This is a genomic window from Mycobacterium sp. VKM Ac-1816D (genome assembly GCF_000416385.1).
GTDB lineage: Bacteria > Actinomycetota > Actinomycetes > Mycobacteriales > Mycobacteriaceae > Mycobacterium > Mycobacterium neoaurum_A.
Genome location: NZ_AOHQ01000117.1, coordinates 87,058 through 110,398 on the forward strand (window position 1 = coordinate 87,058; position 23,341 = coordinate 110,398).

Below are 23,341 nucleotides of genomic sequence, written 5' to 3' on the forward strand. Positions count from 1 at the left end.
ATCAAATGATAGTTATATATCTATAACTATCAGGTAGGGTGGCGATCATGCAAGCTCGACCCGCTCACACCGAGCAGCTCGCCGACCTGGCCGACCTCCTGATGGCGGTGTCCCGGGCGATCCGGGCCCGCACCATGGCCGATCCGTCCGTACTCGACCTCTCCACGACCGAGGTGACGGTGCTGCGCTATATCGACCACCACCCCGGTATCGGCCCCAGCGCGGTCGCGACCGGAACCGCCCTGCAGCGCAGCAACCTGAGCCGGGCGCTGCGCGACCTGGAACGCAAGGGTCTCGTCGAACGAACGCCGGACCCGGCTGACAATCGTCAATTCCTGCTTCGCACAACAGAACTGGCCGCCGAAGATCTCGCCCGCATCCGCGCCGTCTGGGCATCCGTCATAGGTGGCGCACTCGACGACCACCGCGATCTCCCCGCGGCGCTGCGCCTGCTCGCCGCGTTGGAACGCGGGCTACAGTAGCCGCGTTCGGATCCGCGGGATCAGACCCGGGAATGAAGCACGGCGTGCACTGTTATCTCCCAGGGGTCAACAACCGATCGGTTCGCACGAACCGTTCCAGCTCGCGGAGGACGTCATGACCGATAACACCCGTACTCTGCACCACTGGCAGGCCGCCGCGCATTGGTGACCGGCGCCTCGCGCGGTATCGGCGCCCAGATCGTGCGCCGCCTGGTCGCCGACGGTGCGTCGGTCGCCTTTACCTACAACTCCTCGCCCACCCCGGCACAACAACTGGTCGACGAACTGACCACCGCGGGCGCCAAGGTGGTGGCCATTGCGGCCGACTCCGCCGACGCGCAGGCAGTCACCGCCTCCGTCGAGTCCGCCGCGGCCGAACTCGGCGGCCTGGACATCCTGGTGAACAATGCCGGTGTCGCCTCCGGCGCACTCATCGAGGACTTCGACCTCGAGGAATTCGACCGCATCGTGGACATCAACGTGCGCGGCGTATTCGTGGCCACCAAGGCCGCGGTGCCACACCTGGGCATGGGCGGGCGCATCATCAATATCGGCAGCGTGAACGCCGAGCGCGTTCCGGTGCCGGCCTTTTCGGTGTATGCGCTGTCCAAGGCGGCGGTCGCCGGATTCACCCGCGGCCTGGCCCGCGAACTCGGGCCGCGCGGTATCACAGTCAACAACATCCAGCCGGGGCCCATCGCCACCGACATGAACCCCGCCGAGGGCCCACTCGCCGAGCAGATGACCCCGTTACTGGCCGTCGGGCACTACGGCAACACCGGTGATATCGCCAGCGCCGTGGCCTTTCTTGCCTCCCCCGACTCGGGCTATATCACCGGTATCAACTTGAATGTCGACGGCGGGTTCTTGATCTGAGGCCGCTGCTCCCACAGCCAGCGTGCGCAGCCGCAACCGGGTTTCGGTGAGCTGGGCCTGGCGCTCGTCGAGACGGCCGGCGACCTCGTCCAGAGCGGCCCGCAGGTCGGGACACATGTGCAGGAATGTCCCACGCTCGTCGGTGCGGGCACAGTCGAGATACCGCCGAATGGTCGACGTGCCGAGCCCGGCACCGATCATCAGTTGGATCTGCATCACCCGGGTGACGTCCTGCCGGCCGTACCGCCGGTAACCGTTGGCGGTCCGGCCGGGAACCAGCAGCCCACGGTCTTCGTAATGCCGCAGGGCACGGGTGCTGACACCGGCCGCCGCAGCCAGCTCACCGATCAGCACGACGGTGAATTCCGGACTCGGTCTTGACATTCACGCAGGCGTGAAGCTTTAGCGTCGGGTGCATGACATCGACAACCGCACGGCGTGCCGTAATCATCCACGGATACTCGGCCACGCCGCACGACCATTGGTTCGGTTGGCTGGCCGAGGAGCTCGGCACCCGCGGCATCACCACCTCGGTGCCTGCCATGCCCAGTCCGCAGGCACCCGAGCCCGGACCATGGTTGCGCACCGTGCGCGACACCGTCGGCATCCCCGACGCGGAGACGATCGTGGTGGGACACAGTCTCGGATGCCTCACCGTGCTGAGATACTTGGCCGCACTTCGCAGGCCATGGCGACTCGGCGCCCTGGTCCTGGTGTCCGGGTTTGTCGATCCGTGCCCGGCCCTGCCCAATCTCGACGACTACATCAACGGCGGATGCCCGGTGAACGGGCTGGCAGAACGTATCGACCGGCTGGCGCTGTTCCGTTCCGACGCAGACGATTACGTTCCGATCGAACACACCGACCGTCTCGCCGCGTCGCTGGGCACCACCGCCGTCGTGGTCCCGGGAGCCGGGCATTTCCTCGGTTCCGACGGCGTGACCAGGCTGCCCCAGGTACTCGACGTGCTGATCTAAACCGCCCGGCGTTCGCGCTCCTGAGCGAGTTGTGTGCTCACGACGTCATAGGCCATGCCCTGGCTGTACCCGCGACGAGCCAGCATCGCGACCAATCTGCGGGTCACCTTCAGCTCGTCATCGAGGCGTTCCCGACGCAACTTGTCGGCGACCAGACGCTCGGCTTGGACCCGCCACTCGCCCGCGTCGACGCTGTCGAGCGTCTCGGTGATCAATTCGGCGTCGACGCCTTTGGTGCGCAGCTCGGCGACCAACGCGCGCTTGCCTTTTCCCGAATTGGTCCGACGGCTACGGACCCACTCCTGGGCAAACGCCGCGTCGTCGAGCAACCCCACTTCGACCAGCCGGTCGAGCACCCGAGCGCTGACATCGTCGGGGAAGCCGCGTTTGGTCAGCGCGGTTTCCAGCTCGACACGAGTGCGGGCCCGGACGGTGAGCAGGCGAAGGCATACATCCCGCGCCTGCTCCTCCCGTTTGGGTCCGGCCGGCTTCTCAGAAGTCGACGGGGGCGGGCAGAACGTCATCATCGGTCAGCACGGCACCGATACCGAGCTTCTCCTTGATCTTCTTCTCGATCTCGTTGGCCGCATCGCCGTTCTCCAACAAGAACTTACGGGCATTCTCCTTGCCCTGTCCCAGCTGCTCACCCTCGTAGGTGAACCACGAACCGGACTTGCGGATGAAGCCGTGCTCGACACCCATATCGATGAGCGAGCCCTCGCGGCTGATGCCGTGGCCGTACAGAATGTCGAACTCGGCCTGCTTGAACGGCGGAGACACCTTGTTCTTGACGACCTTGACGCGGGTGCGGTTACCGACGGCGTCGGTTCCGTCCTTGAGCGTCTCGATACGGCGCACATCCAGGCGCACCGAGGCGTAGAACTTCAACGCCTTACCGCCGGTGGTGGTCTCGGGCGAACCGAACATCACGCCGATCTTCTCGCGCAGCTGGTTGATGAAGATGGCCGTGGTGCCCGAGTTGTTCAGCGCGCCGGTCATCTTACGCAGCGCCTGGCTCATCAGGCGGGCCTGCAGACCGACGTGGCTGTCACCCATCTCACCCTCGATCTCGGCGCGCGGCACCAGGGCGGCGACCGAGTCGATGACGATCAGGTCGATGGCCCCGGACCGCACCAGCATGTCGGCGATCTCCAGCGCCTGCTCACCGGTATCGGGCTGGGACACCAGCAGGGCGTCGGTATCCACCCCCAGCTTCTTGGCGTACTCGGGATCGAGCGCGTGCTCGGCGTCGATGAACGCCGCGATACCGCCGGCAGCCTGGGCGTTGGCCACCGCGTGCAACGCAACGGTGGTCTTACCCGAGGATTCCGGCCCGTAGATCTCGACGACGCGGCCGCGCGGCAGACCGCCGATACCCAGCGCCACGTCCAGCGAGATGGAGCCGGTGGGAATGACCGAGATGGGCTGGCGAACCTCTTCACCGAGGCGCATCACCGAACCCTTGCCGTAGTTCTTCTCGATCTGGGCCATCGCCAGTTCGAGTGCTTTTTCGCGATCGGGAGCCTGTGGCGCCATGGGAGTACCTCTCCGTAGTCGTGCGGTTGACCGGGGTTCCGGTCGGTTGGCTGCGAGACTAGAACGCACCACCGACAAGTGACTCCGGCCGAATGATCACCACATTAGCGAACAGGTGTTCGAAGGCAAGGTGACACGCCGCGCACCGCGGGCGCGGGTATCGCAGGTCGGTATCCTCGGTCGATGACTCAGCGCGCGGACCTGCGGGTTCCCTTCGCCGGTGAAGAACTCGCCGTCTACCTGTATCGACCCGACACCGACAACACGCCAGGCATCGACACGCCCTGCGTCGTCATGGCCCACGGGTTCGCCGGCACCCGTGACGACGGCCTGCCGCCCTACGCCGAGGCATTCTGTGCGGCCGGCTACGCCGTCGCCCTGTTCGACTACCGCGGTTTCGGCGCGTCGACCGGTCGGCCCCGTCAACTGATCGACATCGCCGCCCAGCACGCGGACTACCGGGCCGTCGTGGAGTGGGCCCGCGGACTCGACGGCATCGACGCGAACCGCATCGTGCTGTGGGGATCCTCATTCAGCGGCGGCCACGTGCTCGCCATCGCCGCCGACGAGCCGTCCATCGCGGCCGTGGTCTCCCAGGCGCCGTTCACCGACGCGCTGCCCACCCTGGCCAAAGTCGCGCCACTGACATCGGCGCGCATCACGATCGCCGCGGTCCGCGATCAGATCCGGGCCTGGCGGGGCGGGCCGCCGCTGCTGATACCCGCCGTCGGGGCACCCGGCACGGTCGCGGCGATGACCGCGCCGGACGCACAGCCGGGCCTCGCCTCGATCGTGGGACCGGAGTCGCTGTGGCGCAACGAATTCGCGGCGCGCCTCATGTTGCGCTTCCCCTTCTACCGACCGGTGCGCGCGGCCCGGCGGCTACGGATGCCCGTGCTGGTGTGCGTCTGTGACAGCGATACCACCGCGCCACCGGGATCGACCGTCACCACGGCCGAACGCGCTCCCCGCGGTGAGCTGCGCCGCTATCCGTACGGCCACTTCGACATCTATCTGGATCCACAGGTCCGTATCGATCAGGTGGAGTTCCTGGATCGGGTGCTCGCCCGCCGGTAGGCCCGACCGGTCACCACTGATCGCGCGGCACGTCGAAATCCGCGCACAGCGCCCGCCACACATCCCGCGGCTCGACCCCTGCCTCGATGGCCTCGGCGGCGGTCCGACCCCCCAACGCGCTGAGTACATGATCCACGAGCACCGACGCGCCGTAGGCGGCACCGAACCGGCCGGTGACACGATCGTTGAACTCGGTGAGACGCACGCCGCCAACCTACCGACCGCTAGCGGGTCGGAGCCAGCGCGTCATGGCACACCCGTACCGGATCGGTCACCGCCTCGGCACCGGACCCGGCCCGCTGGGCGGCATCCCGGTACCCATGATCCGCCAGCACGGCGGCCACGGCAGCCGATAGCGACTCGGGGGTCAACGGCCGGATCAGACGCCCGGATCCCTGGCGCACCACCCTATTGGCGATCTCCCATTGGTCACCGCCACCCGGGACGGTGACCAGGGGCACCCCGTGCAGCAAGGCCTTGGCGACGATCCCGTGACCACCACCGCAGACCAGCACGTCGGCCTTGGCCAACAGCGCGTCCTGACGTCCCAGCCCGGCCACGGCCCACGCCGGCATGGCCAGCTCGGGACCGCCGAGGCGCGAGATGGCCACGCGTGCCCCTGCGGGTAGTTCCCGGCCTGGCCGCAGCGCGGTCAGCGCCAGTTCGGCAAGTCCCGCGGCCCCGGTCACGGCGGTCGAGGGCGCCACGACCACCAGCGGGCCGCCGCCCGGCGGGGGCTCCAGCACAGCGTCGGTGGGCTCGAAGTGCAAGGGGCCGACAACGACTGCCTCGGCAGGCCAGTCCGGTCGCGGAACCTCGAGGGCCGGCAACGTGGCGATCAGTCGCCGCAACGGTCCTGGTTCGCGGGCCGGCAGTCCGATCGCCGTCCTGGCCTGCTCACGGTGCCGATGGCCTGCCCGGATGGAGCGCGCGGTCAGCGCGCGCATCACCGTGTCGCGCATTCTCCCGCGCAGACCCACCCCGGGTGCGAGGCCGCTGCCCAGTGGCGGCAGACCCTTCGAAGGCAAGTACAGCGGATGTGGGTTCAGCTCGATCCAGGGCACCCCGAGCAGCTCGGCGGCCATCCCACCGCACGCGGTGATGACGTCGGAGACCACCAGATCGGGTGCGGTAGCACGTATTCCGGGCACATTGAGCACCGCCATCCGCGCCGCCCGACGATGGATCTTGGCACCCGCATCACCGTCGTCGTCGGTGCCCTCGGGGTCCAGGCCCGCCAACAGCTCGGCGTGCAGCCCTGCCGACCGGGCAGTGTCCAGCCACTGTTCGCCCGTGAACAGGACGGGGGCATCGCCGGCCTCGCGCAACCGCAGGCACAGCGCGATCGCCGGGAAGGCATGCCCGGGATCCGGTCCGGCCACCACAGCTACGCGCACACCGCACACCCTGTCACATACGCTGAGTTCCATGACCGACCAGGCATCCCCGACCAGCACCGACGCCGCCGATATCGCGACGGTGGAGAAGTTCCTGTTCTCCCTGCGCGGACCCGACCTCGACACGGCGGCCGCGCTGATCGACGACGATATCGTCTACCAGAACGTCGGGTTTCCGACCGTACGCGGAAGTCGACGCGTCCTTGCCGTGTTCCGGGGTCTGGACCGGCCCGCCTTCGGGTTCGACGTGGCCATCCACCGGACCGCTTCCGATGGTGGTGTCGTGCTCAACGAGCGCACCGATGTCCTGATCATCGGCCCGGTGCGGCTGCAGTTCTGGGTGTGCGGCGTGTTCGAGGTGCGCGACGGTCGGATCACGCTCTGGCGCGATTACTTCGACATGTTCGACATGACCAAGGCGCTGGTGCGCGGATTGGCCGGAGCGGTGATCCCCGCGCTGCGGCCTCGGCTGCGATGACCGGGTTGCGATGACCAGGTCGAAACCGAATCTGTTCCAGCTGATCGGCTACTGTCTGGGCCGTCGGCTCCCCGATTCGATGCTCGACTGGGTCCGCAACGACCTGGCCGGTCCGGGCGCCACGCGCCGGTTGATGCTACGGGTCTTGGTCCCGGCGGTGTTGGTGCTCGCGCCGTTCTGGCTCATCCCCACCACGCTGTACGTGCACCTGTCGATGACGGTGCCCATCCTGATCCCGTTCATCTACTTCTCCCACGCACTGAACAAGATCTGGCGTCGCCACATGTTGCGCGTGCACGGCCTGAACCCGGCTCTGGTAGATGCGCTGGCGCGGCAACGCGACGCCGCCAAACACCAGTCCTACATCGACCGGTTCGGCCCGCGCCCGGATTCCGCCGAGCTGGGCACGCACGACATCTGATCAGGCGCCGCGCCGGACCCCGATCTCGCGGAGATCGCTGTAGGCCTGCGCCCAACCCTGCAGCCGGTCGGTGGCGTGGACCAGTTCGTCACGGTAGCGCTGCTGAGCCATCGGCGAGTGCGATACCGGGCCAGCGTTCAGAGAGGACACCAATTGGGCTGCCGCGGTGACCATTTCGTCGTACTGTCGGGCGCCGCGCTGTAGTTGCCCGGTGAAGGACGCGATGGTCGGCGCCAGATGCGCGCGCGAGCGCGGCGAGGCCGAGGCGGTGCGTTCCATGGCGACCACCTCGTCGGCGGTCGCGGCCATCGTGACTGCGGTCTGTCCCGCGGCGATCTCGATATCGCGCAGGTCGGTCTCGGGCAGCATCCGGCTGCGCCGGAGCACACCGAGCAACGAGTACAACCCGCGCTCAGAGGACGCCAGGTCGGCCATCGGTTTGCGGGCCGCCGAACCCCAGGGCGGCATGCGCCTGGTAGTGGGACCGGCGGGCAGCGGTTCGGCACGCAACCAGCGGTAGCGCAGGAAGAACAGGGTCGCCGGGAACGCTGCACCCGCGGCAATTACGCCGGTGACGATCAACGCCCACACCGGGGTGCTCCACAATGCCAGCAATGCGGTCACCAGGATCCACAGGGCGCTGCTGAGGCCGAAGAACAGACCCAGGCGAAGCGCCCATCGGCGCTTGCGCAGCAGCTTGGCGCGCGGGTCGGACATGGCGGCGAGCTTGCTCGCCAGCAGACCGGAGAACTCGGCGGCGGTGTCTATCCCGCCCTGCAGACCCCGCTCGGCCACAGCGCGCCACGCCCCTCGGCGCCCCGATCGCGGTCCCGCGGCCATATCTCCTCCAAAACTATTGCGAAAGTGGGTTTTCCGGGGCAGCAGCCGGCGGATTGGCGGCCGGAGTGGCCGTCGGCGCGGCGGCGTCACCCGACGGCAATGCCTCACCGCGCATCGAGGCGCGGATCTGCTCAAGACGAGAGTGCCCGGCCATCTGCACGCTGGCCTGCTGGACCTCCATCATCCGGCCCTGGACCGAGTTCTGGGCAAGCTCGGTGGCGCCCATCGCATTGGCGTAGCGACGCTCGATCTTCTCGCGCACCTCGTCGAGATTCGGGGTGGTACCCGGTGCGGAGATCTCGCTCATCGACCGCAGCGAGGCGCTGACCTGCTCCTGCATCTTGGCCTGCTCCAGCTGGCTCAGCAGCTTGGTGCGCTCGGCGATCTTCTGCTGCAACACCATCGCGTTCTGCTCGACGGCCTTCTTCGCCTGGCCGGCGGCCTGCAGCGACTGATCGTGCAACGCCTTGAGGTCCTCGACGCTCTGTTCGGCGGTCACCAGCTGCGCGGCGAACGCCTCAGCGGCGTTGGTGTACTCGGTCGCCTTGGCAGCGTCACCGGCCGCGGTCGCCTGGTCGGCAAGCGTCAAGGCCTGGCGGACGTTGGCCTGCAGTTTCTCGATATCGGCCAACTGGCGGTTCAGCCGCATCTCCAGCTGACGCTGGTTTCCGATGACCTGCGCGGCCTGCTGCGTCAGGGCCTGGTGCTGGCGCTGAGCGTCCTCGATCGCCTGCTGGATCTGAACCTTCGGATCGGCATATTCGTCGACCTTGGAGCTGAACAGCGCCATGAGGTACTTCCATGCCTTGACGAACGGATTGGCCATGAAGTTTCCCGCCTTCGTAATTCGGAGGTGCGCAACGTCTTGGGGTCAACCTATCGTTTCGGCACCCGATCAAGCCACCGCCATGGACACGACCTGCGGGATCACGACCTTGGTGCTGGCATCGATACCCGTCACGCCGCTGGCGGCATGCTCCTGGCGCGCAAGCTGCTCACCGGCGTCGAAGAGCACCCGCGACATCGGGATGTCCAGAGCGTCGCAGATGGCGCTGAGCAGCTCGCTGGAGGCCTCCTTGCGGCCCCGCTCCACCTCGGACAGATAACCCAGGCTGACCCTGGCCGCGTCGGACACCTCACGCAGCGTCCGCCCCTGCCCGGTCCGTGCGCCACGCAGCACATCGCCGATCACCTCACGCAGCAGTGTCGTCATATCAGGGTCAACGCCCTCGGAGGCTCGTTGGTTCCCCGCAGGTACCGCACTCGCTCAGGCGGCCGGCCGGGCCCGGGAGTCGCGCACCGCCGACACCACGTAGTCGGCACCCGTCAGCACGGTCAGCAGGACAGCCAGCCACATGATCGCGGTGGCCGTGGTCAACCACAGCCCGGAGATCGGCAGGATGAACAGACCGATCGCGACCGCCTGGACCAGCGTTTTCACCTTGCCGCCGCGGCTGGCCGGGATGACCCCGTGACGGAGCACCGCCAATCGCAGCACTGTGACGCCGATCTCCCTGACCATGATGACGATCGTGATCCACCAGGGCAGATCGCCGAGCATCGACAACCCGATCAGCGCCGAGCCGATCAGCAGCTTGTCGGCGATCGGATCGGCCAGCTTGCCGAATTCGGTGACCATGCCGTAGGCGCGGGCCAGGGCGCCGTCCAGGTGGTCGGTGATGACCGCCGTCGTGAACACGGCGAAAGCGATTGTTCGCCAGGACGTCTCGTGACCGTCACCGGCGAACAGGGCGGCCAGGAAGACCGGCACGAGCACAAATCGGACACCGGTCAGCAGATTGGCGACGTTGGCGACGGACGCACGGGGAACCACTGGATCGGTATCTGGTTGGCCCGGCACCGAAACAGAATATCGGTTGCCCTTGCCGATACTCTCGCTGCTGTGAGCGAGGCGGTCGATCGAGTCCCAGATGCCCTTGTCGTGCGCCGGGCCCGCACCTCCGATGTCCCGGCGATCAAGGATCTCGTGGACATCTATGCCGGCAAGATCCTGCTGGAGAAGAACCTGGTCAACCTCTACGAGGCGGTGCAGGAGTTCTGGGTGGCCGAGGCCGGCGGTGAGATCGTGGGCTGCGGTGCCCTGCACGTGCTGTGGGCCGACCTGGGCGAGGTACGCACGGTCGCGGTGCATCCCAAGGTCCGTGGCAAGGGTGTCGGGCACCGGGTGGTCGCCCAACTGCTCGACGTGGCACGCGAACTGCACCTGCAGCGCATCTTCGTGCTGACCTTCGAGACCGATTTCTTCGGCAGGCACGGCTTCACCGAGATCGAGGGCACCCCGGTGACCGCCGAGGTCTACGAGGAGATGTGTCGGTCCTTCGATACCGGCATGGCCGAGTTCCTCGACCTGTCCTATGTGAAGCCGAACATCCTCGGCAACACCCGCATGCTGCTCACCCTCTAGTGATTTGTGGAGCGTGAGCCGCGACGGTGACGGCTCACGCTCCACAAGTCGCGCTAGAAGTCGGGCTCGTCCTCGTCCTCGTCGTCACCGCCGTTGGCGTCCGAGCCGCCCCGGATCAACGCCAGCGTGCCGGCCAGCTCGTCGGGCTTGACCAGCACCTCGCGTGCCTTGGAGCCCTCGGACGGACCGACGATATTGCGGGTCTCCATCAGATCCATCAGGCGTCCCGCCTTGGCGAATCCCACCCGCAGTTTGCGCTGCAGCATCGAGGTGGACCCGAACTGCGAGGACACCACAAGCTCGACTGCCTGCAGGAACACGTCCATATCGTCGCCGATGTCGGGGTCGACATCGCCGCGCTCGCCACCGGCCGGTTTGGCCTTGGTGACACCCTCGACGAACTCCGGCTCGGCCTGGGACTTGGTGGCCTCGACGACGGCGTGGATCTCCTCGTCGGTGATGAAGGCACCCTGCATGCGGATCGGCTTGTTGGCCCCCATCGGCAGGAACAGCCCGTCACCCATACCGATCAGCTTTTCGGCGCCGGCCTGGTCGAGGATGACGCGGCTGTCGGTCAGCGACGACGTCGCGAACGCCAACCGGGACGGGACATTGGTCTTGATCAGACCGGTGACGACGTCCACGGAGGGACGCTGGGTGGCCAGAACCAGGTGGATACCGGCGGCGCGCGCCTTCTGGGTGATACGCACGATGGCTTCTTCGACGTCACGCGGCGCGGTCATCATCAGGTCGGCGAGCTCGTCGACGATGGCCAGGATGTAGGGGTAGGGCTTGTAGACCCGCTCGCTGCCCAGCGGTGTGCTGATCTCGCCGCTGCGCACCTTCTCGTTGAACACGTCGATATGGCGCACCCGGGACGCCTGCATGTCCTGGTAGCGCTGCTCCATCTCCTCCACCAGCCAGGCCAGCGCGGCGGCGGCCTTCTTCGGCTGGGTGATGATCGGGGTGATCAGGTGCGGGATGCCCTCATAGGGCGTCAGCTCCACCATCTTCGGGTCGATCAGGATCATCCTGACCTCTTCGGGGGTCGCCCGCGCCAGCAACGACACCAACATCGAGTTGACGAAGCTGGACTTACCCGAACCGGTCGAACCGGCCACCAGTAGGTGCGGCATCTTGGCCAGGTTGCAGGAGATGAAATCGCCCTCGATGTCCTTGCCGAGCCCGATCACCAGCGGGTGATGGTCGCGGCGGGTCGACGGCGCGGTGAGCACATCGGACAACCGCACCATTTCGCGGTCGGTGTTGGGCACCTCGATGCCGACGGCCGACTTGCCGGGAATCGGCGCGAGCATGCGGACGCTCTCGGTGGCCACGGCGTAGGCGATATTGCGGTGCAGCGCGGTGATCTTCTCGACCTTCACGCCGGGGCCGAGCTCGACCTCATAGCGGGTCACCGTCGGGCCGCGGGTGCAACCGGTGACGCTCGCGTCGACCTTGAACTGTTGCAGCACCGAGGTGATGGCGTCTTCCATCTGGTCGTTGGCGGCGGTCCGCAACTTCGGCGGGTCCCCGGCCACCAGCAGCTCCAGCGAGGGCAGCACATAGGGCCCCTCGACGACCCGGTCCACCACCAGGGCGTCGTCCTCGGACTTCTTGGGCTTCTTCGGTTCCGGCTTGGGCCTGCGGGGCTTGGCCGCAACGGGTTCCGGAGCCGTGGGGGCCTCTTCGACCGGCAGCGGGTAGTTGTCCATCGGCGTTCCGGCGGGCAACTCGGCGGTCGGCCACTGCTGTGCGTCGGCAGCTCCGAGGTCGTCGTCGCGGTCGTAGTAGGCGTCGGAGAAGTCATCGGTGACGGCCTCGGCGCCATCGTCGTAGTAGTCGTCGTCGTCGTACTCGTCGTCATAGCGGTCGTCGAAGCCTCGAGTGCTGAACATGTCCCGCAACGTGTCGGGCAGCTCCCTGATGGTCGTGCCGGTCAACAGCAACACCCCGAACAGCACGCCGATCACCAGCAACGGTGTGGCGATCCACACCGTCAGACCGTCCGAGAGCGGGCCACCGATGACGAAACCGATGAATCCCGCGGCATCGCGGCGCGCGATCGAATCCAGGGGTGCGCCGGCCCAGACGTGCCACAGCCCCAGCACCGGCAGCGCGATCATGACCGAGCCCAGGATCAGGCGGGGCCGGGCATCGAGGTTCGGCTCGGTGCGCATCAGGACGACAGCGATGACGCCGAGCACAATGGGCACCAGCACGACGGCGCCGCCGACCACGGTGCGCAACACGATGTCGATCCAGCCGCCGACGGGTCGGGCGGCATCGAACCAGGAGCTGGCGGCGACGACGACCGCGAGCCCCAGCAGCGCCAGCGCGATCCCGTCGCGCCGGTGGCCTGGCTCCAGATCACGAGCCCGGCCGACCGAACGCGCGGTGGAGCCTGCGCCCTTGGCAACCATCAGCCAGCCGGCCCGGGTTCCCCGGCCCATGGCGGCGCCGGCGGCGGCAAAGCGCGACGGCGAGCGGCGCGGCGCGGGTTTGCGCCGCGGCGGGGCCGGACGCTTCGCCGGCTTGCTTGCTGCCCGCGACTTGGTTCCCGAACTGCCTTTTGACGTGCTCGAACGGGCTCGGGACCGGGCGGCGGTCTTGTTGGCCATGGGTGCCAGCCTAGTCGCAGAGGCCTCTCTTTCACCATCAGCCACACCAGTCACAAATTGGTATCGAAGCCGCGCTTTCAGCTGCAGCGGTGTCACGCACCCCTTCGATCTGGGTTCCAACGAAATCCGTAGTTCACATAAATCGGCTTCGAACTGCAGTTGGCCATACGTGCGCATCGTCACCCAGCCACGACACGACGGAATCCGAAGGTGGCGCTACAGTCGGGGAGGTGACGCGGACGAAATCGCAGGCCAATGTTAACCCCTTGTTACACAAGATCTTTCGCTATGACGTGCCGGCCTCACTGGTCGTCTTTCTGGTCGCACTGCCATTGTCCATCGGCATCGCGGTCGCATCCGGGGCTCCGGTCGTGGCCGGCCTCATCGCCGCGATCGTCGGCGGGATCGTCTGCGCGCTGGTAGGCGGATCTCCGCTGCAGGTCAGTGGACCCGCGGCCGGATTGACCGTGGTGGTCGCCGAGCTGGTGGCCCAGTTCGGCTGGAAGGCCACCTGCGCCATCACCGCGGCGGCGGGCGTGGTGCAGATCCTGCTGGGACTCAGTCGGATAGCCCGTGCCGCATTGGCGATCGCCCCGATCGTGGTGCACGCGATGCTGGCCGGTATCGGCATCACCATCGCCCTGCAGCAGGTGCATGTGCTGTTGGGCGGGGGTCCGCGCAGTAATGCCTGGGAGAACCTCACCGCGCTACCGGGCCAGTTGGCCCACCCGGGCTGGACCGAGGTCCTGATCGGCGGCATGGTCATTGCCGTCATGCTGAGCTGGCGGTATGTCCCGGCGGCGGCACGTGCCGTGCCGGGCGCACTGGTGGCGGTGGTCTTGGCCACCGCGGTCAGCTACGTGCCTGGCCTGGCCACCGACCGGATCAACCTCGACGAATCCGTCATCGACGCGATCGGGCTGCCGGAAATGCCCCAGGGCAGCTGGGGTGCCATCGCACTCGCGGTGCTGACCGTCGCGCTGATCGCCAGTGTGGAGAGCCTGCTGTCGGCCAGCGCTGTGGACAAGATGCACGACGGACCGCGCACCGACTTCAACCGCGAACTTGTCGGCCAGGGCACCGCAAACGTGTCTTCCGGTCTACTCGGCGGCCTGCCGGTCACCGGCGTCATCGTGCGCAGCACCGCCAACGTCGGCGCCGGCGCCAAGACCCGGGCCTCGGCAGCCCTACACGGTGTGTGGCTGCTGCTGTTCTCGGTGTTGCTGGTCAACGTGGTGGAGATGATCCCGATGGCGGCCCTGGCCGGCCTGCTCATCGTCATCGGTATCCAGCTGGTGAAGCTGGCACACATCGACCTGGCGCGCCGCACCGGCGAACTGTTGATCTACGCCGTGACGCTGGTCTGTGTGGTCTTCCTCAACCTGCTGGAAGGCGTGCTCATCGGTCTGGTGTTGGCCATCACGATCGCCGCGTGGCGGATCGTGCGGGTCTCGATCGTGACCGAGGACCTGACCGCGCGCATCGGCGCGGACGGCCCGCCCCGCTGGCACGTCGCCATCACTGGATCGTGCAGCTTCCTGGCACTGCCGCGGCTGACCGCAGCTTTGGCCGAGATCCCGGACGGCGCCGAGGTATCCATCGACCTGAACGTCGACTATCTCGACCATGCCGCGCTGGAAACGCTGCAGGAATGGATCAAGCAGCGACGCGGACACGGCGGCGAAGTCACCGTCACCGAGACCGGTACCGCGCGGATGGAGTTCGCCCACAGCCGTGTTCCGCGTCGCGACACCGAGGGGCGCCGGGTGATCAGCGCGCTGCGGACCATCTGGCCGCCGCACTTCGCCGGTGGTGTCGACCGCTTCAGTAACGGCCTGGCCCCGCTACTGCGTGCCCGGATGGAATCGGCCGGCGCTCAGCACGATCCGCACACCATGTTGATCTCCTGTGCCGACGCCCGGATCCTGCCCAACCTCATCACCGATTCGGCGCCCGGCGAGATGCTCAACGTGCGCAATGTCGGCAACCTGGTGGGTGCCGACCTGTCGGTCGAGTCCGCCCTCAGCTACGCGGTGGACCGCCTATCGGTGCGCACCATCGCCATCTGCGGGCACTCCGGTTGCGACGCCATGCACGATCTGATGCATGAGGATGCCGATGGTGCTGTCGAGAAGTGGTTGGGCCACGGCGCCGAGGCGCTGGCCGCATTCCGGGCATACCACCCGGTGGCAGCCGCTGCCGCCGAAGCCGGCTTCACCGGAGCCGACCAACTCAGTGTCGTCAACGTCGCCATTCAGGTGCAGGCCGCGCAGCGGCACCCGCTGGTCGCCCAAAATCTGGCGGCGGGCACCGTGACCGTGGTCGGGTTGTTCCTCGACCTGCCCACCGCGCGGTTGTACCTGGTGGGCGCAGACTCCGTCACCGCGATCGACCAGGACGTGGTCTCGGTGACGCCGGCCACACCCAAGTAGGGTAGGTCGGCAAGCCACTCGGAGTTGAGGAGCACCATGCCCGTTGTCGTCGTCGCCACCATGACCGCCAAACCCGAATCCGTGGATACCGTTCGCGCGGCATGCACCGAGGCCATTGCCGAGGTGCACGAGGAACCGGGCTGCGAGCTGTACTCGCTGCACGAAGCCGATGGGACCTTCGTCTTCGTCGAACAGTGGGCCGACGCCGACGCATTGCAGAAGCACGGCACCGCGCCGGCGATCGGGAAGCTGTTCGGGGCGATCGGTGACCACCTCGCCGGCGCACCGGACATCAAGATGCTGACACCGATCGTTGCCGGTGATCCCGCCAAGGGACAGCTGCGCGGTTAGGTGCCCTGATGGGATCACTATCGGGAAAGGTCGCCTTCATCACCGGCGCCGCGCGCGGCCAGGGCCGGGCGCACGCGGTCAAGCTCGCCGGTGAGGGCGCCGACATCATCGCGGTGGACCTGTGCGATCAGATCGCCTCGGTGCCTTATCCGATGGCCACCCCCGACGACCTGGCCGCGACGGTCAAGCTCGTCGAGGAGGCGGGCGCGCGGATCTACGCCGCCGAAGCCGATGTGCGGGATCGAGACGCGGTGAAGTCGGCATTGCGGGCCGGCACCGAAGCGCTCGGCGACCGACTCGACATCGTCATCGCCAACGCGGGCATCGCCCCCATGTCCGGCGAGGACGCCTGGCAGGACGTGATCGACGTGAACCTCACCGGGGTGTACAACACCGTCGACGTGGCAATGAAGCCCATGGTCAAATTCGGCAACGGCGGGTCGATCGTGCTGACGTCCTCGGTGGCGGGGTTGGTCGGCATCGGCTCGCCGCTGGCCGGATCCATCGGCTACGCCGCCGCCAAGCACGGCATCGTCGGATTGATGCGGGTGTATGCGAACGTGCTGGCGCAGTTCAATATCCGGGTCAACTCCATCCATCCGGCCGGTGTCGACACTCCCATGATCGACAACGACTTCATCCGCGGTTGGTTGCAGGGCATGGCCCTGCAGGAGCAGCGCGGACCGGATATGTCCAACGCCCTGCCGGTGCAGACCCTCGACGTCGACGACATCGCCAATGCGGTGCTCTGGCTGGTATCGGATGCCGCCCGGTACGTCACCGGTGTCACGCTGCCGCTGGACGCCGGATTCGTGAACAAGCGCTAGTGCCGTCGAATCCGGCCGCCCGCACCGCGATCGGACCGATGTTGCTGTCGGCCATCGAAGCGCTGGAGCCGCCGCAACACCGGCTGATTGACGATGATCTGGCGGCTTCCTTCCTGCCGCGGGGCACTCGGACCCTGGCCGGAATGGCACGCGCGGGTTGGCTGCGCCGTGCCCTGATCGCGGCCTCGGACCGGTCCGGACCGGGGCTTTGGGCCGGGATCGCCTGTCGCAAGCGCTATATCGATGACAAGGTGTCCGATCCGGCCAGCGAGACCGACGCCGTCGTCATCCTCGGATCCGGTCTGGACACCCGGCCCTATCGGATCGCCCGCTACAGCGATCTTCCGGTGTTCGAGGTCGATCAGCAGACGATCATCGACCGCAAGAGAACAACTGTCGTCCGCGCGCTCGGCGCGGTGCCCGACTCGGTGCACCTCGTCGGCATGGACCTCGAACGTGAGCCGTTGATGAACGCGCTGCACACCAACGGTTTTCGCGATACCGGCCGCACCCTCTACATCGCCGAAGGGCTCACCCAGTATCTGACCCCAGCTGCGGTGCACGACCTGTTCGAACAACTCCGCCAAGCGACCGCCGGCAGCAGACTGGTCTTCACCTACGTCCGCGCCGATTTCGTCGACGGCACCGAGAGATATGAGAGCGACGCGGTGTATCGCCGGTTCGTGCCACGGTTGTGGAAATCCGGTTTCTCCCCCGAACACCTGGAGGAGATGCTGCGCGGCTACGGTTGGCGGCTGATCGAGCAGGCCGGTCCGAGTTACTACCGCGACATCTACATCCGTCCCACCGGTCGGCCCCTGAGCGCATCGCCGATCGAATGGACGGCGCTGGCCGTGCGTAGCGACTAGATCTCGATGACGGTCGGCACGATCATCGGCTGGCGCCGGTAGGTCTCCCCCACCCACTTGCCGACGGTGCGCCGCACCGCTTGTGCGATGCGAACGGGATCGGTCACCTGATCACCGGCGAGCCGCTCCAGCTCCTGGGCCACCTTCTCGGCGACCGGATCGAGCGCCTTGGGATCCTCGGAGAAACCCCGCGAGTGCAGGTGCGCGGGTCCTGCCGCTCGCCCGGTGCCACGATGCACCACCACCGTGACGGCGACGAAACCCGCTGACAGGGTCAACCTTTCGCCGAGGGTCGACTCCCCCACGTCACCGGTGACCAGACCGTCGACGAACCGCTTGCCCACCGGCACCGCGCCCGCGATGGAGGCGACTCCGTTGACCAGGTCGACACTCACCCCGTTCTCGGCCAACATGACGTTCTCGGGCGGCACGCCGGTGCTCACCGCCAACGAAGCATTGGCCCGCAGGTGCCGCCACGTGCCGTGCACCGGCATCACATTGCGCGGACGCACACCGTTGTAGAGGAACAGGAGTTCACCGGCGTAGGCGTGCCCCGAAACATGTACCCGCGCTTGCGCATTGGTGACCACTCGGGTCCCGACCTTGGCCAGCGCATCGATGACACCGAACACCGCCTCCTCGTTGCCGGGGATCAGCGACGAGGACAGGATGACCAGGTCACCGGCGGTCAGGGTGATACTGCGGTGCTCGCCGCGCGACATCCGCGACAGCGCGGCCATCGGCTCACCCTGGGTGCCGGTGGTGATGAGCACGACCCGTTCGGGCGGCATCATCTCGGCGGCCGCGATATCGAGGATGTCCTCATCGGCCACCCGCAGGAAGCCGAGCTCGCGGGCGATGCCCATGTTGCGCACCATGGAGCGCCCCACGAAGGACACCCGCCGGCCCAACGCGACTGCGGCGTCGATGATCTGCTGGACACGATCGACGTTGGAGGCGAAGCAGGCCACGATCACGCGGCCATCGGCGCCGCGGATCAGCCGGTGCAGGGTGGGGCCGACCTCACTCTCGGACGGGCTCACTCCGGGATGCTCGGCATTGGTCGAGTCACACAAGAACAGATCCACACCGGCATCCCCGAGCCGCGACATGCCGGGCAGATCGGTGGGCCGCCCGTCCGGCGGGAGCTGGTCGAGTTTGATATCGCCGGTGTGCAGGATGGTGCCCGCGCCGGTGTGCACGGCGATGGCAAGCGCATCAGGGATCGAGTGGTTGACCGCGAAGTACTGACATTCGAACACCCCGTGGGTGCTGCGCTGCCCCTCGGCGACTTCGATGATCTTGGGCTTGATGCGATGCTCGCGGCACTTCTCGACCACCAATGCCAGCGTGAACTTCGAGCCGACGACCGGGATATCTCCGCGCAACTTCAGCAGGTGCGGGATCGCGCCGATGTGATCCTCATGGGCGTGTGTGAGCACCAGCGCCTCGACATCGTCGAGGCGATTCTCGACGTGGCGAAGATCCGGCAGGATCAGGTCGACGCCGGGCTCGTCGTGGTTGGGGAACAGCACACCGCAGTCGATGATGAGCAATCGACCGAGATGCTCGAAAACGGTCATGTTGCGGCCGATTTCGCCGATGCCGCCCAGCGCCGTGATGCGCAGCCCACCCGGCGCCAACGGCCCCGGCGCGTTCAGCGTGGGCTGAGTCGTGGGAGCCGGTTCGCCGGCGACAGTGTTCATCGCAAGAAGCCCTTCATCGCAAGACGCCGGCGGCGCGCATATCGGCGGCCAGGACATCGATCTCGGATTGCTCGGCCGGCACCTGGGGCAACCGGGGCTCACCCGCATCGAGGCCGATCAACCGCAACGCTTCCTTGGACATCGTCACGCCGCCCAACCGGTTCTGTGCGTCGTTCAGCGGCGCCAGCGTGGTATTGATCTTGCGGGCGGTGGCGACGTCGCCGGAGTTGAACGCGACCAGCATGTCGCGCAGCTGACCGGCGGCCACATGGCCCCAGACGCTGATGAAGCCGACCGCGCCCACCGCCAGCCAGGGCAGGTTCAGCGAGTCGTCCCCGGAGTAGTACGCGATGTCGGTGTCAGCCATCAACCGTGCCGCCCCGTGCAGATCACCCTTGGCGTCCTTGACCGCGACGATGTTGGGGTGAGCTGACAGGTTGTGCAGGGTGTGCCAGTCGATCGGGATGATCGAGCGGGGCGGGATGTCGTAGAGCACCACCGGCAGCTCGGTCGCGTCGGCGACAGCGGTGAAGTGCGCCTCGACCCCGCGCTGCGACGGGCGGGAATAGTAGGGGGTCACCACCAGCAGGCCGTGCGCGCCGGCGGCCGCACTGGCTTTGGCCAGGCCCACACTGTGCGCGGTGTCGTAGGTACCGGCTCCGGCGATGATGCGCGCACGGTCGCCGACGGCGTCCAGCACGGCCTCCAGCAGCGCGATCTTCTCGTCATCGGTGGTGGTCGGCGACTCGCCGGTGGTCCCCGAGACCACCAGACCATCGCAACCGGTGTCGACCAGGTGGGTGGCTACCTTCTTGGCGGTCGCCAGATCAAGCGAGCCGTCCGGGCCGAACGGCGTCACCATGGCAGTCAGCACGGTGCCCAGACGTGCGCTGACATCAATTCCACTGGTGGTCACGGGCGTCAGATTACCCGCTCGGTCGACCCGATTTTGCAGCGCGGGCGGGTCGGGCGGTTTCGGTTTAGTGTTCGACATGACTTCAGCGACCGCACTGGCCCGCCGCCTGCTCGATGTGATCGAGTCCGATGTGCTGCCGCTCACATCGACCGGGGTCGCGGCGGGTAACAAGGTCTTCGGCGCCGCCATCTTGCGCAAGTCCGATCTGTCGCTGGTGGTCGCCGGCACCAACGCCGAACTGACCAATCCGCTGTGGCACGGCGAGGTGCGCACGCTCAATCTGTTCTACGAGCTGCCCGACCGCCCTCCGACCGCGGATCTGGTGTTCCTGTCGACCCACGAACCGTGCACCATGTGCATGTCGGCCATCACGTGGGCGGGTTTCGACAACTTCTACTACTTCTTCAGCCACGAGGACTCCCGCGACAGCTTCGCCATTCCGCACGATCTTCAGATCCTGTCCGAGGTGTTCGGCTTGGAGCCCGGTGGCTACCGTCGCCGCAATGCGTTCTGGACCGCGGTCAGCATCGACGAGCTGATCGGCACCGAACCCGAGCTGCGCGCCCAGCAGAGTCTCATCACCGAGCGTTACGCCCAGCTGTCGCAGCAGTATCAGGAGTCCAAGGGCGGCAACGATATTCCACTGGGTTAAGGACGAGCAGACAATTGGCGTCGGCACCGCCGAGTCAGGTGACTTAGGCTCGAGCACGTTTACGAATGCGAACCTGATCTCCGGGGGGAGTCATGGCCGATCAGCTGACAGTGGATGCGGACGCGGCGTTCAACGCGTCCCGCGCATTGAGCAACGACGCACAAGAGCTGCGCGAGGAGCTCACACGCTTGGCGCACGAGTGGAGAAACCTGACCCACAGCTGGACCGGGACGGCCGCATCCGCGTACGCGCCGCTGTTCGACGAATGGCGTGAGGGCGCGCACGACTTGGTGGAATCGCTCGACAATTCCGCGCGACGCCTGGCTGAAGCGGCCGCTCGCTATCAGGAGCAGGACACCAGTGCGGCGGCCAGACTTGAAGACACCGTCAGTCGAATGGGGCTGTAGATGCGCTATCAGGTGGAACTCGATGAACTACTCGCATTCGTGGGCAAACTGCAGACTTTCAGTGAGCGTGCGGAGACGATCGCTGCTCGCGCCGACAGCCAAGTTGGCCAACTACACAGCAGTTGGTCGGGGGATGCGGCCACGGCACACCGTTCACAACATGATGAATGGATGGCCGCGGCAAAAGATATGCGGGAAGCGGTAACTGAATTGCGGGCTGCTGCCCACAAAGCTCATCACCATTACACCGAAGCCGCACGCCTCAACGTCGAAATGCTGTCGTGACGACCCGAGACGTCGATCCAGAGACGTTCTACGCCGTTGGAAAGCGTCTCTACGAACTCGCCGGCGACATGTATGACGCATTCAATGTGAACGTTCGGATCCTGGCTGAGACCGGGGAGATGGCCGGTAGCGACGATGCTGGCACAGCGTGGGCCGAGTCCTACGACTCGCGAGTGGGCGAGGTATTGGGCGCGGTCAACGACCTGACCGTGGCCATGGAGAACTATGGCGGCGTCGTCATTCAGGCGGGCCACAACCACGCCATGGCGGAGCACAATGCGACGCCCGGGGCGGGAGCCCCACCGGTAAAGCCACCCGAGCCGACCAGCGTCGCCGGAATCCTGAGCGTGCCGCCGTCGGCCGGCGGGCCCGGCGAAGGCCTTCTCGACAATCTGATGGGTTTGGTCGACCAGATAGGTGTCCCCGTCCCTGACGGCAACACCGACAAGCTCGACAAGGCTGCCCAGGCCTGGGATCGGCTCGCCACGGTGTACCAAACCACGACGGTGGTCGAGGCGCTGGAGGTTAACGCACAGCGATTCGCCGACACAAAAACGCCAGAGGTCGAATTCATCGCGCGCGATCTACGAGAATTGAAGGATGCGACCAGCGCAATCCTCGACGGGTGCGCCGAATTGTCGAAGTCCTGCGCCGATTACAAGACCGCACTCGGCGAGCTCCGCAACAATCTGGAGGGCATCCTCGAGGACCTGGCCGAGGAACTCGCGACGACCGTCCTGATCGGCATAGCGGCATCGGTGGTGTCAGCCGGATTTGGTGCGGTGGCAGCCACCGCCAAAGCCGCGAACTCCATCACCAAGTTCGCCCGCACCATCGGCCTCGCCATCGCGTCATGGAAGCTGTCCAAGAACATCAACAAAGGCGTGCAGAAGGTTGCGGACATCGCGAAGGTCCGCAAGCAGCTGGAGCGCATCAAGAATCTCGGCCGGAAAGGCAAGAAGGATGAGCCAAACGTCCCGCCCCCTGTCTCGCCACCGGGTGTACAACCTGGTTGGCCAGCACGCCCTGCCGACAGAGGCCCCGGCACCGTCTACCAGAAACCAAATTCGCCCGGCGACTCAAATTCCGTACGTATCATGGAACCGGGCGCGGACCCTCGGTATCCGAACGGGTACGTGAAGTTCACCAACGAGCACAATCAGCCGATAAATCTCGACGGAAAGCCTGGGCCACGGGCTGAAACTCATATTCCTCGAAACCCTGATGGTTCATACCCGATTCCGAAAGGATGGCCTCGATGAATATCAACTTGGCCGGCAAGACGCTTGCAGCCGCGAACGTCGAGTACACCGTAGGGCTACAGCTATCAGACGACTATTTCATTCGAATCGAATCGCCGTTCGAGATTGTTTCACCTGGTTCAGTAATCAAGCTTTCGCCTGAAGATGACGCGGCCCCAAACTTCGAGCCGTTGATCAAACTTGTAGGACAGCGCATTATCGAAGCGGAAATTAGCGATAAAGGTACATTGGAGGTCCATTTCGAGAACAGCGTTTCACTGTCGGTTGAAGCCGATCCGGAGTATGAGGCCTGGACCGTCACAGGGCCCGCGGGACTGATCATCGTCTGTTTGGCAGGCGGCGAGCTGTCTGTGTGGAACGCCAAGATCGAGGGCCGAGATAACACACCTCGCCCGTGAGCAGCCGGTTAGGTGTCTCTCAATCGGACGTCGATGGCCTGCCTTAAGGTGCTGGCGAACTGCGCGATCCACGCCACGGTGACGAAGATTGTCATGGGCTACACAG

Annotated in this window: 27 protein-coding genes and 1 pseudogene; 16 read left to right on the plus strand and 12 right to left on the minus strand. The window is 66.4% G+C overall.

Going from position 1 to position 23,341, the window contains the following annotated elements; genetic code table 11:
- Nucleotides 1-47 precede the first annotated feature (47 nt).
- Together G154_RS05265 and G154_RS05270 are read left to right on the plus strand one after the other, a co-directional pair.
- The gene (locus G154_RS05265; protein WP_023985635.1) at nt 48-482 is read left to right on the plus strand and encodes a MarR family winged helix-turn-helix transcriptional regulator; all 435 of its coding nucleotides are present in this window, start codon (nt 48-50) and stop codon (nt 480-482) included.
- A gap of 165 nt (nt 483-647) precedes the next feature.
- Nucleotides 648-1,358, plus strand: coding sequence for a 3-oxoacyl-ACP reductase family protein (locus G154_RS05270; RefSeq protein WP_019513019.1), 711 nt, complete (start codon nt 648-650; stop codon nt 1,356-1,358).
- 165 nt (nt 1,359-1,523) lie between these two features.
- Here G154_RS05270 and G154_RS27050 read toward each other — a convergent pair.
- Nucleotides 1,524-1,742 (minus strand): annotated as a pseudogene (locus tag G154_RS27050) (MerR family transcriptional regulator); the annotation flags it as partial.
- Nucleotides 1,743-1,774: 32 nt separating this feature from the next.
- Between G154_RS27050 and G154_RS05280 the strand changes: the two are divergent.
- Complete coding sequence (locus G154_RS05280) at nt 1,775-2,335, plus strand: alpha/beta hydrolase (RefSeq protein WP_019513021.1); 561 nt, start codon at nt 1,775-1,777, stop codon at nt 2,333-2,335.
- Here G154_RS05280 and recX read toward each other — a convergent pair.
- On the minus strand, nt 2,332-2,862 hold the full coding sequence (gene recX, locus G154_RS05285; RefSeq protein ID WP_234713116.1) for a recombination regulator RecX: 531 nt from the start codon (nt 2,860-2,862) through the stop codon (nt 2,332-2,334). The genes G154_RS05280 and recX overlap by 4 nt on opposite strands.
- Nucleotides 2,828-3,871, minus strand: coding sequence for a recombinase RecA (recA, locus tag G154_RS05290; protein ID WP_019513023.1), 1,044 nt, complete (start codon nt 3,869-3,871; stop codon nt 2,828-2,830). The genes recX and recA overlap by 35 nt, the downstream gene beginning before the upstream one ends.
- 183 nt (nt 3,872-4,054) lie before the next feature.
- Between recA and G154_RS05295 the strand changes: the two genes are divergently transcribed.
- Nucleotides 4,055-4,948: an alpha/beta hydrolase gene (locus tag G154_RS05295; RefSeq protein ID WP_019513024.1), complete on the plus strand. Its 894-nt coding sequence runs from the start codon at nt 4,055-4,057 to the stop codon at nt 4,946-4,948.
- A 10-nt stretch (nt 4,949-4,958) separates the two neighbouring features.
- Here G154_RS05295 and G154_RS05300 read toward each other — a convergent pair whose 3' ends face one another.
- Together G154_RS05300 and G154_RS05305 are read right to left on the minus strand one after the other, a co-directional pair.
- Entirely contained in the window at nt 4,959-5,153 is a 195-nt protein-coding gene (locus G154_RS05300; RefSeq protein ID WP_019513025.1) for a DUF3046 domain-containing protein, read from the minus strand.
- 19 nt (nt 5,154-5,172) lie between these two features.
- Nucleotides 5,173-6,345 carry a glycosyltransferase gene (locus G154_RS05305; RefSeq protein WP_023985632.1) on the minus strand — a complete coding sequence of 391 codons (1,173 nt, stop codon included), beginning with the start codon at nt 6,343-6,345 and terminating at the stop codon, nt 5,173-5,175.
- A gap of 31 nt (nt 6,346-6,376) precedes the next feature.
- Between G154_RS05305 and G154_RS05310 the strand changes: the two genes are divergently transcribed.
- Together G154_RS05310 and G154_RS05315 are read left to right on the plus strand one after the other, a co-directional pair.
- Nucleotides 6,377-6,823 carry a limonene-1,2-epoxide hydrolase family protein gene (locus G154_RS05310; RefSeq protein ID WP_019513027.1) on the plus strand — a complete coding sequence of 149 codons (447 nt, stop codon included), beginning with the start codon at nt 6,377-6,379 and terminating at the stop codon, nt 6,821-6,823.
- A gap of 10 nt (nt 6,824-6,833) precedes the next feature.
- On the plus strand, nt 6,834-7,244 hold the full coding sequence (locus G154_RS05315) for a DUF5313 domain-containing protein (protein ID WP_019513028.1): 411 nt from the start codon (nt 6,834-6,836) through the stop codon (nt 7,242-7,244).
- On the opposite strand, the gene G154_RS05320 is transcribed toward G154_RS05315, so the two are convergent.
- The 4 genes from G154_RS05320 to pgsA all read right to left on the minus strand — a co-directional run bounded on the left by G154_RS05320 (nt 7,245) and on the right by pgsA (nt 9,945).
- Nucleotides 7,245-8,084, minus strand: coding sequence for a membrane protein (locus G154_RS05320; RefSeq protein ID WP_023985631.1), 840 nt, complete (start codon nt 8,082-8,084; stop codon nt 7,245-7,247).
- Nucleotides 8,085-8,097: 13 nt separating this feature from the next.
- Complete coding sequence (gene pspA, locus G154_RS05325; RefSeq protein ID WP_019513030.1) at nt 8,098-8,910, minus strand: phage shock protein PspA; 813 nt, start codon at nt 8,908-8,910, stop codon at nt 8,098-8,100.
- A 69-nt stretch (nt 8,911-8,979) separates the two neighbouring features.
- Entirely contained in the window at nt 8,980-9,297 is a 318-nt protein-coding gene (gene clgR, locus G154_RS05330) for a transcriptional regulator ClgR (RefSeq protein WP_019513031.1), read from the minus strand.
- 54 nt (nt 9,298-9,351) lie between these two features.
- A complete protein-coding gene (gene pgsA / locus G154_RS05335; protein ID WP_023985630.1) occupies nt 9,352-9,945 on the minus strand; it encodes a CDP-diacylglycerol--glycerol-3-phosphate 3-phosphatidyltransferase in 594 nt (197 codons plus the stop codon).
- Nucleotides 9,946-9,987: 42 nt separating this feature from the next.
- Here pgsA and G154_RS05340 point away from each other — a divergent pair, with 42 nt between their 5' ends.
- Nucleotides 9,988-10,509, plus strand: coding sequence for an amino-acid N-acetyltransferase (locus G154_RS05340; protein ID WP_192817327.1), 522 nt, complete (start codon nt 9,988-9,990; stop codon nt 10,507-10,509).
- 53 nt (nt 10,510-10,562) lie between these two features.
- Here the strand turns inward: G154_RS05340 and G154_RS05345 are convergent, their stop codons facing one another.
- Entirely contained in the window at nt 10,563-13,130 is a 2,568-nt protein-coding gene (locus G154_RS05345; protein ID WP_023985629.1) for a DNA translocase FtsK, read from the minus strand.
- A 266-nt stretch (nt 13,131-13,396) separates the two neighbouring features.
- On the opposite strand from G154_RS05345, the gene G154_RS05350 reads away from it, so the two are divergent.
- From G154_RS05350 to G154_RS05365, 4 genes are read left to right on the plus strand one after another with little or no spacing between them, the layout of a single operon-like run.
- Nucleotides 13,397-15,562: a bifunctional SulP family inorganic anion transporter/carbonic anhydrase gene (locus G154_RS05350; protein ID WP_019513035.1), complete on the plus strand. Its 2,166-nt coding sequence runs from the start codon at nt 13,397-13,399 to the stop codon at nt 15,560-15,562.
- 36 nt (nt 15,563-15,598) lie between these two features.
- Nucleotides 15,599-15,913: a putative quinol monooxygenase gene (locus tag G154_RS05355; RefSeq protein WP_019513036.1), complete on the plus strand. Its 315-nt coding sequence runs from the start codon at nt 15,599-15,601 to the stop codon at nt 15,911-15,913.
- Between the two features lie 8 nt (nt 15,914-15,921).
- Nucleotides 15,922-16,740, plus strand: coding sequence for a mycofactocin-coupled SDR family oxidoreductase (locus tag G154_RS05360; RefSeq protein WP_019513037.1), 819 nt, complete (start codon nt 15,922-15,924; stop codon nt 16,738-16,740).
- Nucleotides 16,740-17,609 (plus strand): SAM-dependent methyltransferase, encoded by an 870-nt coding sequence (locus tag G154_RS05365; protein ID WP_019513038.1) that lies wholly within the window; start codon nt 16,740-16,742, stop codon nt 17,607-17,609. Before G154_RS05360 ends, G154_RS05365 begins: the two co-directional genes overlap by 1 nt.
- Here G154_RS05365 and G154_RS05370 read toward each other — a convergent pair.
- Both G154_RS05370 and dapA read right to left on the minus strand, forming a co-directional pair.
- Complete coding sequence (locus G154_RS05370) at nt 17,606-19,315, minus strand: ribonuclease J (RefSeq protein ID WP_019513039.1); 1,710 nt, start codon at nt 19,313-19,315, stop codon at nt 17,606-17,608. The genes G154_RS05365 and G154_RS05370 overlap by 4 nt on opposite strands.
- 13 nt (nt 19,316-19,328) lie before the next feature.
- Nucleotides 19,329-20,231, minus strand: coding sequence for a 4-hydroxy-tetrahydrodipicolinate synthase (dapA, locus tag G154_RS05375; protein ID WP_019513040.1), 903 nt, complete (start codon nt 20,229-20,231; stop codon nt 19,329-19,331).
- A 76-nt stretch (nt 20,232-20,307) separates the two neighbouring features.
- Between dapA and G154_RS05380 the strand changes: the two genes are divergently transcribed.
- The 5 genes from G154_RS05380 to G154_RS05400 all read left to right on the plus strand — a co-directional run bounded on the left by G154_RS05380 (nt 20,308) and on the right by G154_RS05400 (nt 23,235).
- Nucleotides 20,308-20,883, plus strand: coding sequence for a nucleoside deaminase (locus G154_RS05380; RefSeq protein ID WP_023985628.1), 576 nt, complete (start codon nt 20,308-20,310; stop codon nt 20,881-20,883).
- 92 nt (nt 20,884-20,975) lie between these two features.
- A complete protein-coding gene (locus tag G154_RS05385) occupies nt 20,976-21,290 on the plus strand; it encodes a WXG100 family type VII secretion target (RefSeq protein ID WP_019513042.1) in 315 nt (104 codons plus the stop codon).
- Nucleotides 21,291-21,575, plus strand: a complete 285-nt coding sequence (locus G154_RS05390; RefSeq protein WP_019513043.1) for a WXG100 family type VII secretion target — start codon at nt 21,291-21,293, stop codon at nt 21,573-21,575. It abuts the gene before it with no gap.
- Nucleotides 21,572-22,837, plus strand: a complete 1,266-nt coding sequence (locus G154_RS05395) for a hypothetical protein (RefSeq protein WP_019513044.1) — start codon at nt 21,572-21,574, stop codon at nt 22,835-22,837. Before G154_RS05390 ends, G154_RS05395 begins: the two co-directional genes overlap by 4 nt.
- Nucleotides 22,834-23,235: a DUF6188 family protein gene (locus G154_RS05400; protein ID WP_045546582.1), complete on the plus strand. Its 402-nt coding sequence runs from the start codon at nt 22,834-22,836 to the stop codon at nt 23,233-23,235. Before G154_RS05395 ends, G154_RS05400 begins: the two co-directional genes overlap by 4 nt.
- Nucleotides 23,236-23,341 lie beyond the last annotated feature (106 nt).

Bases quoted from the DNA above. Each gene is read 5' to 3' on its own strand.
- G154_RS05265 (WP_023985635.1), top strand. From the start codon at position 48: ATGCAAGCTCGACCCGCTCACACCGAGCAGCTCGCCGACCTGGCCGAC.
- G154_RS05280 (WP_019513021.1), top strand. From the start codon at position 1,775: ATGACATCGACAACCGCACGGCGTGCCGTAATCATCCACGGATACTCG.
- recX (WP_234713116.1), bottom strand. From the start codon at position 2,862: ATGATGACGTTCTGCCCGCCCCCGTCGACTTCTGAGAAGCCGGCCGGA.
- recA (WP_019513023.1), bottom strand. From the start codon at position 3,871: ATGGCGCCACAGGCTCCCGATCGCGAAAAAGCACTCGAACTGGCGATG.
- G154_RS05295 (WP_019513024.1), top strand. From the start codon at position 4,055: ATGACTCAGCGCGCGGACCTGCGGGTTCCCTTCGCCGGTGAAGAACTC.
- G154_RS05310 (WP_019513027.1), top strand. From the start codon at position 6,377: ATGACCGACCAGGCATCCCCGACCAGCACCGACGCCGCCGATATCGCG.
- G154_RS05315 (WP_019513028.1), top strand. From the start codon at position 6,834: ATGACCAGGTCGAAACCGAATCTGTTCCAGCTGATCGGCTACTGTCTG.
- G154_RS05320 (WP_023985631.1), bottom strand. From the start codon at position 8,084: ATGGCCGCGGGACCGCGATCGGGGCGCCGAGGGGCGTGGCGCGCTGTG.
- pspA (WP_019513030.1), bottom strand. From the start codon at position 8,910: ATGGCCAATCCGTTCGTCAAGGCATGGAAGTACCTCATGGCGCTGTTC.
- clgR (WP_019513031.1), bottom strand. From the start codon at position 9,297: ATGACGACACTGCTGCGTGAGGTGATCGGCGATGTGCTGCGTGGCGCA.
- G154_RS05345 (WP_023985629.1), bottom strand. From the start codon at position 13,130: ATGGCCAACAAGACCGCCGCCCGGTCCCGAGCCCGTTCGAGCACGTCA.
- G154_RS05355 (WP_019513036.1), top strand. From the start codon at position 15,599: ATGCCCGTTGTCGTCGTCGCCACCATGACCGCCAAACCCGAATCCGTG.
- G154_RS05360 (WP_019513037.1), top strand. From the start codon at position 15,922: ATGGGATCACTATCGGGAAAGGTCGCCTTCATCACCGGCGCCGCGCGC.
- G154_RS05370 (WP_019513039.1), bottom strand. From the start codon at position 19,315: ATGAACACTGTCGCCGGCGAACCGGCTCCCACGACTCAGCCCACGCTG.
- G154_RS05380 (WP_023985628.1), top strand. From the start codon at position 20,308: ATGACTTCAGCGACCGCACTGGCCCGCCGCCTGCTCGATGTGATCGAG.
- G154_RS05385 (WP_019513042.1), top strand. From the start codon at position 20,976: ATGGCCGATCAGCTGACAGTGGATGCGGACGCGGCGTTCAACGCGTCC.
- G154_RS05390 (WP_019513043.1), top strand. From the start codon at position 21,291: ATGCGCTATCAGGTGGAACTCGATGAACTACTCGCATTCGTGGGCAAA.
- G154_RS05400 (WP_045546582.1), top strand. From the start codon at position 22,834: ATGAATATCAACTTGGCCGGCAAGACGCTTGCAGCCGCGAACGTCGAG.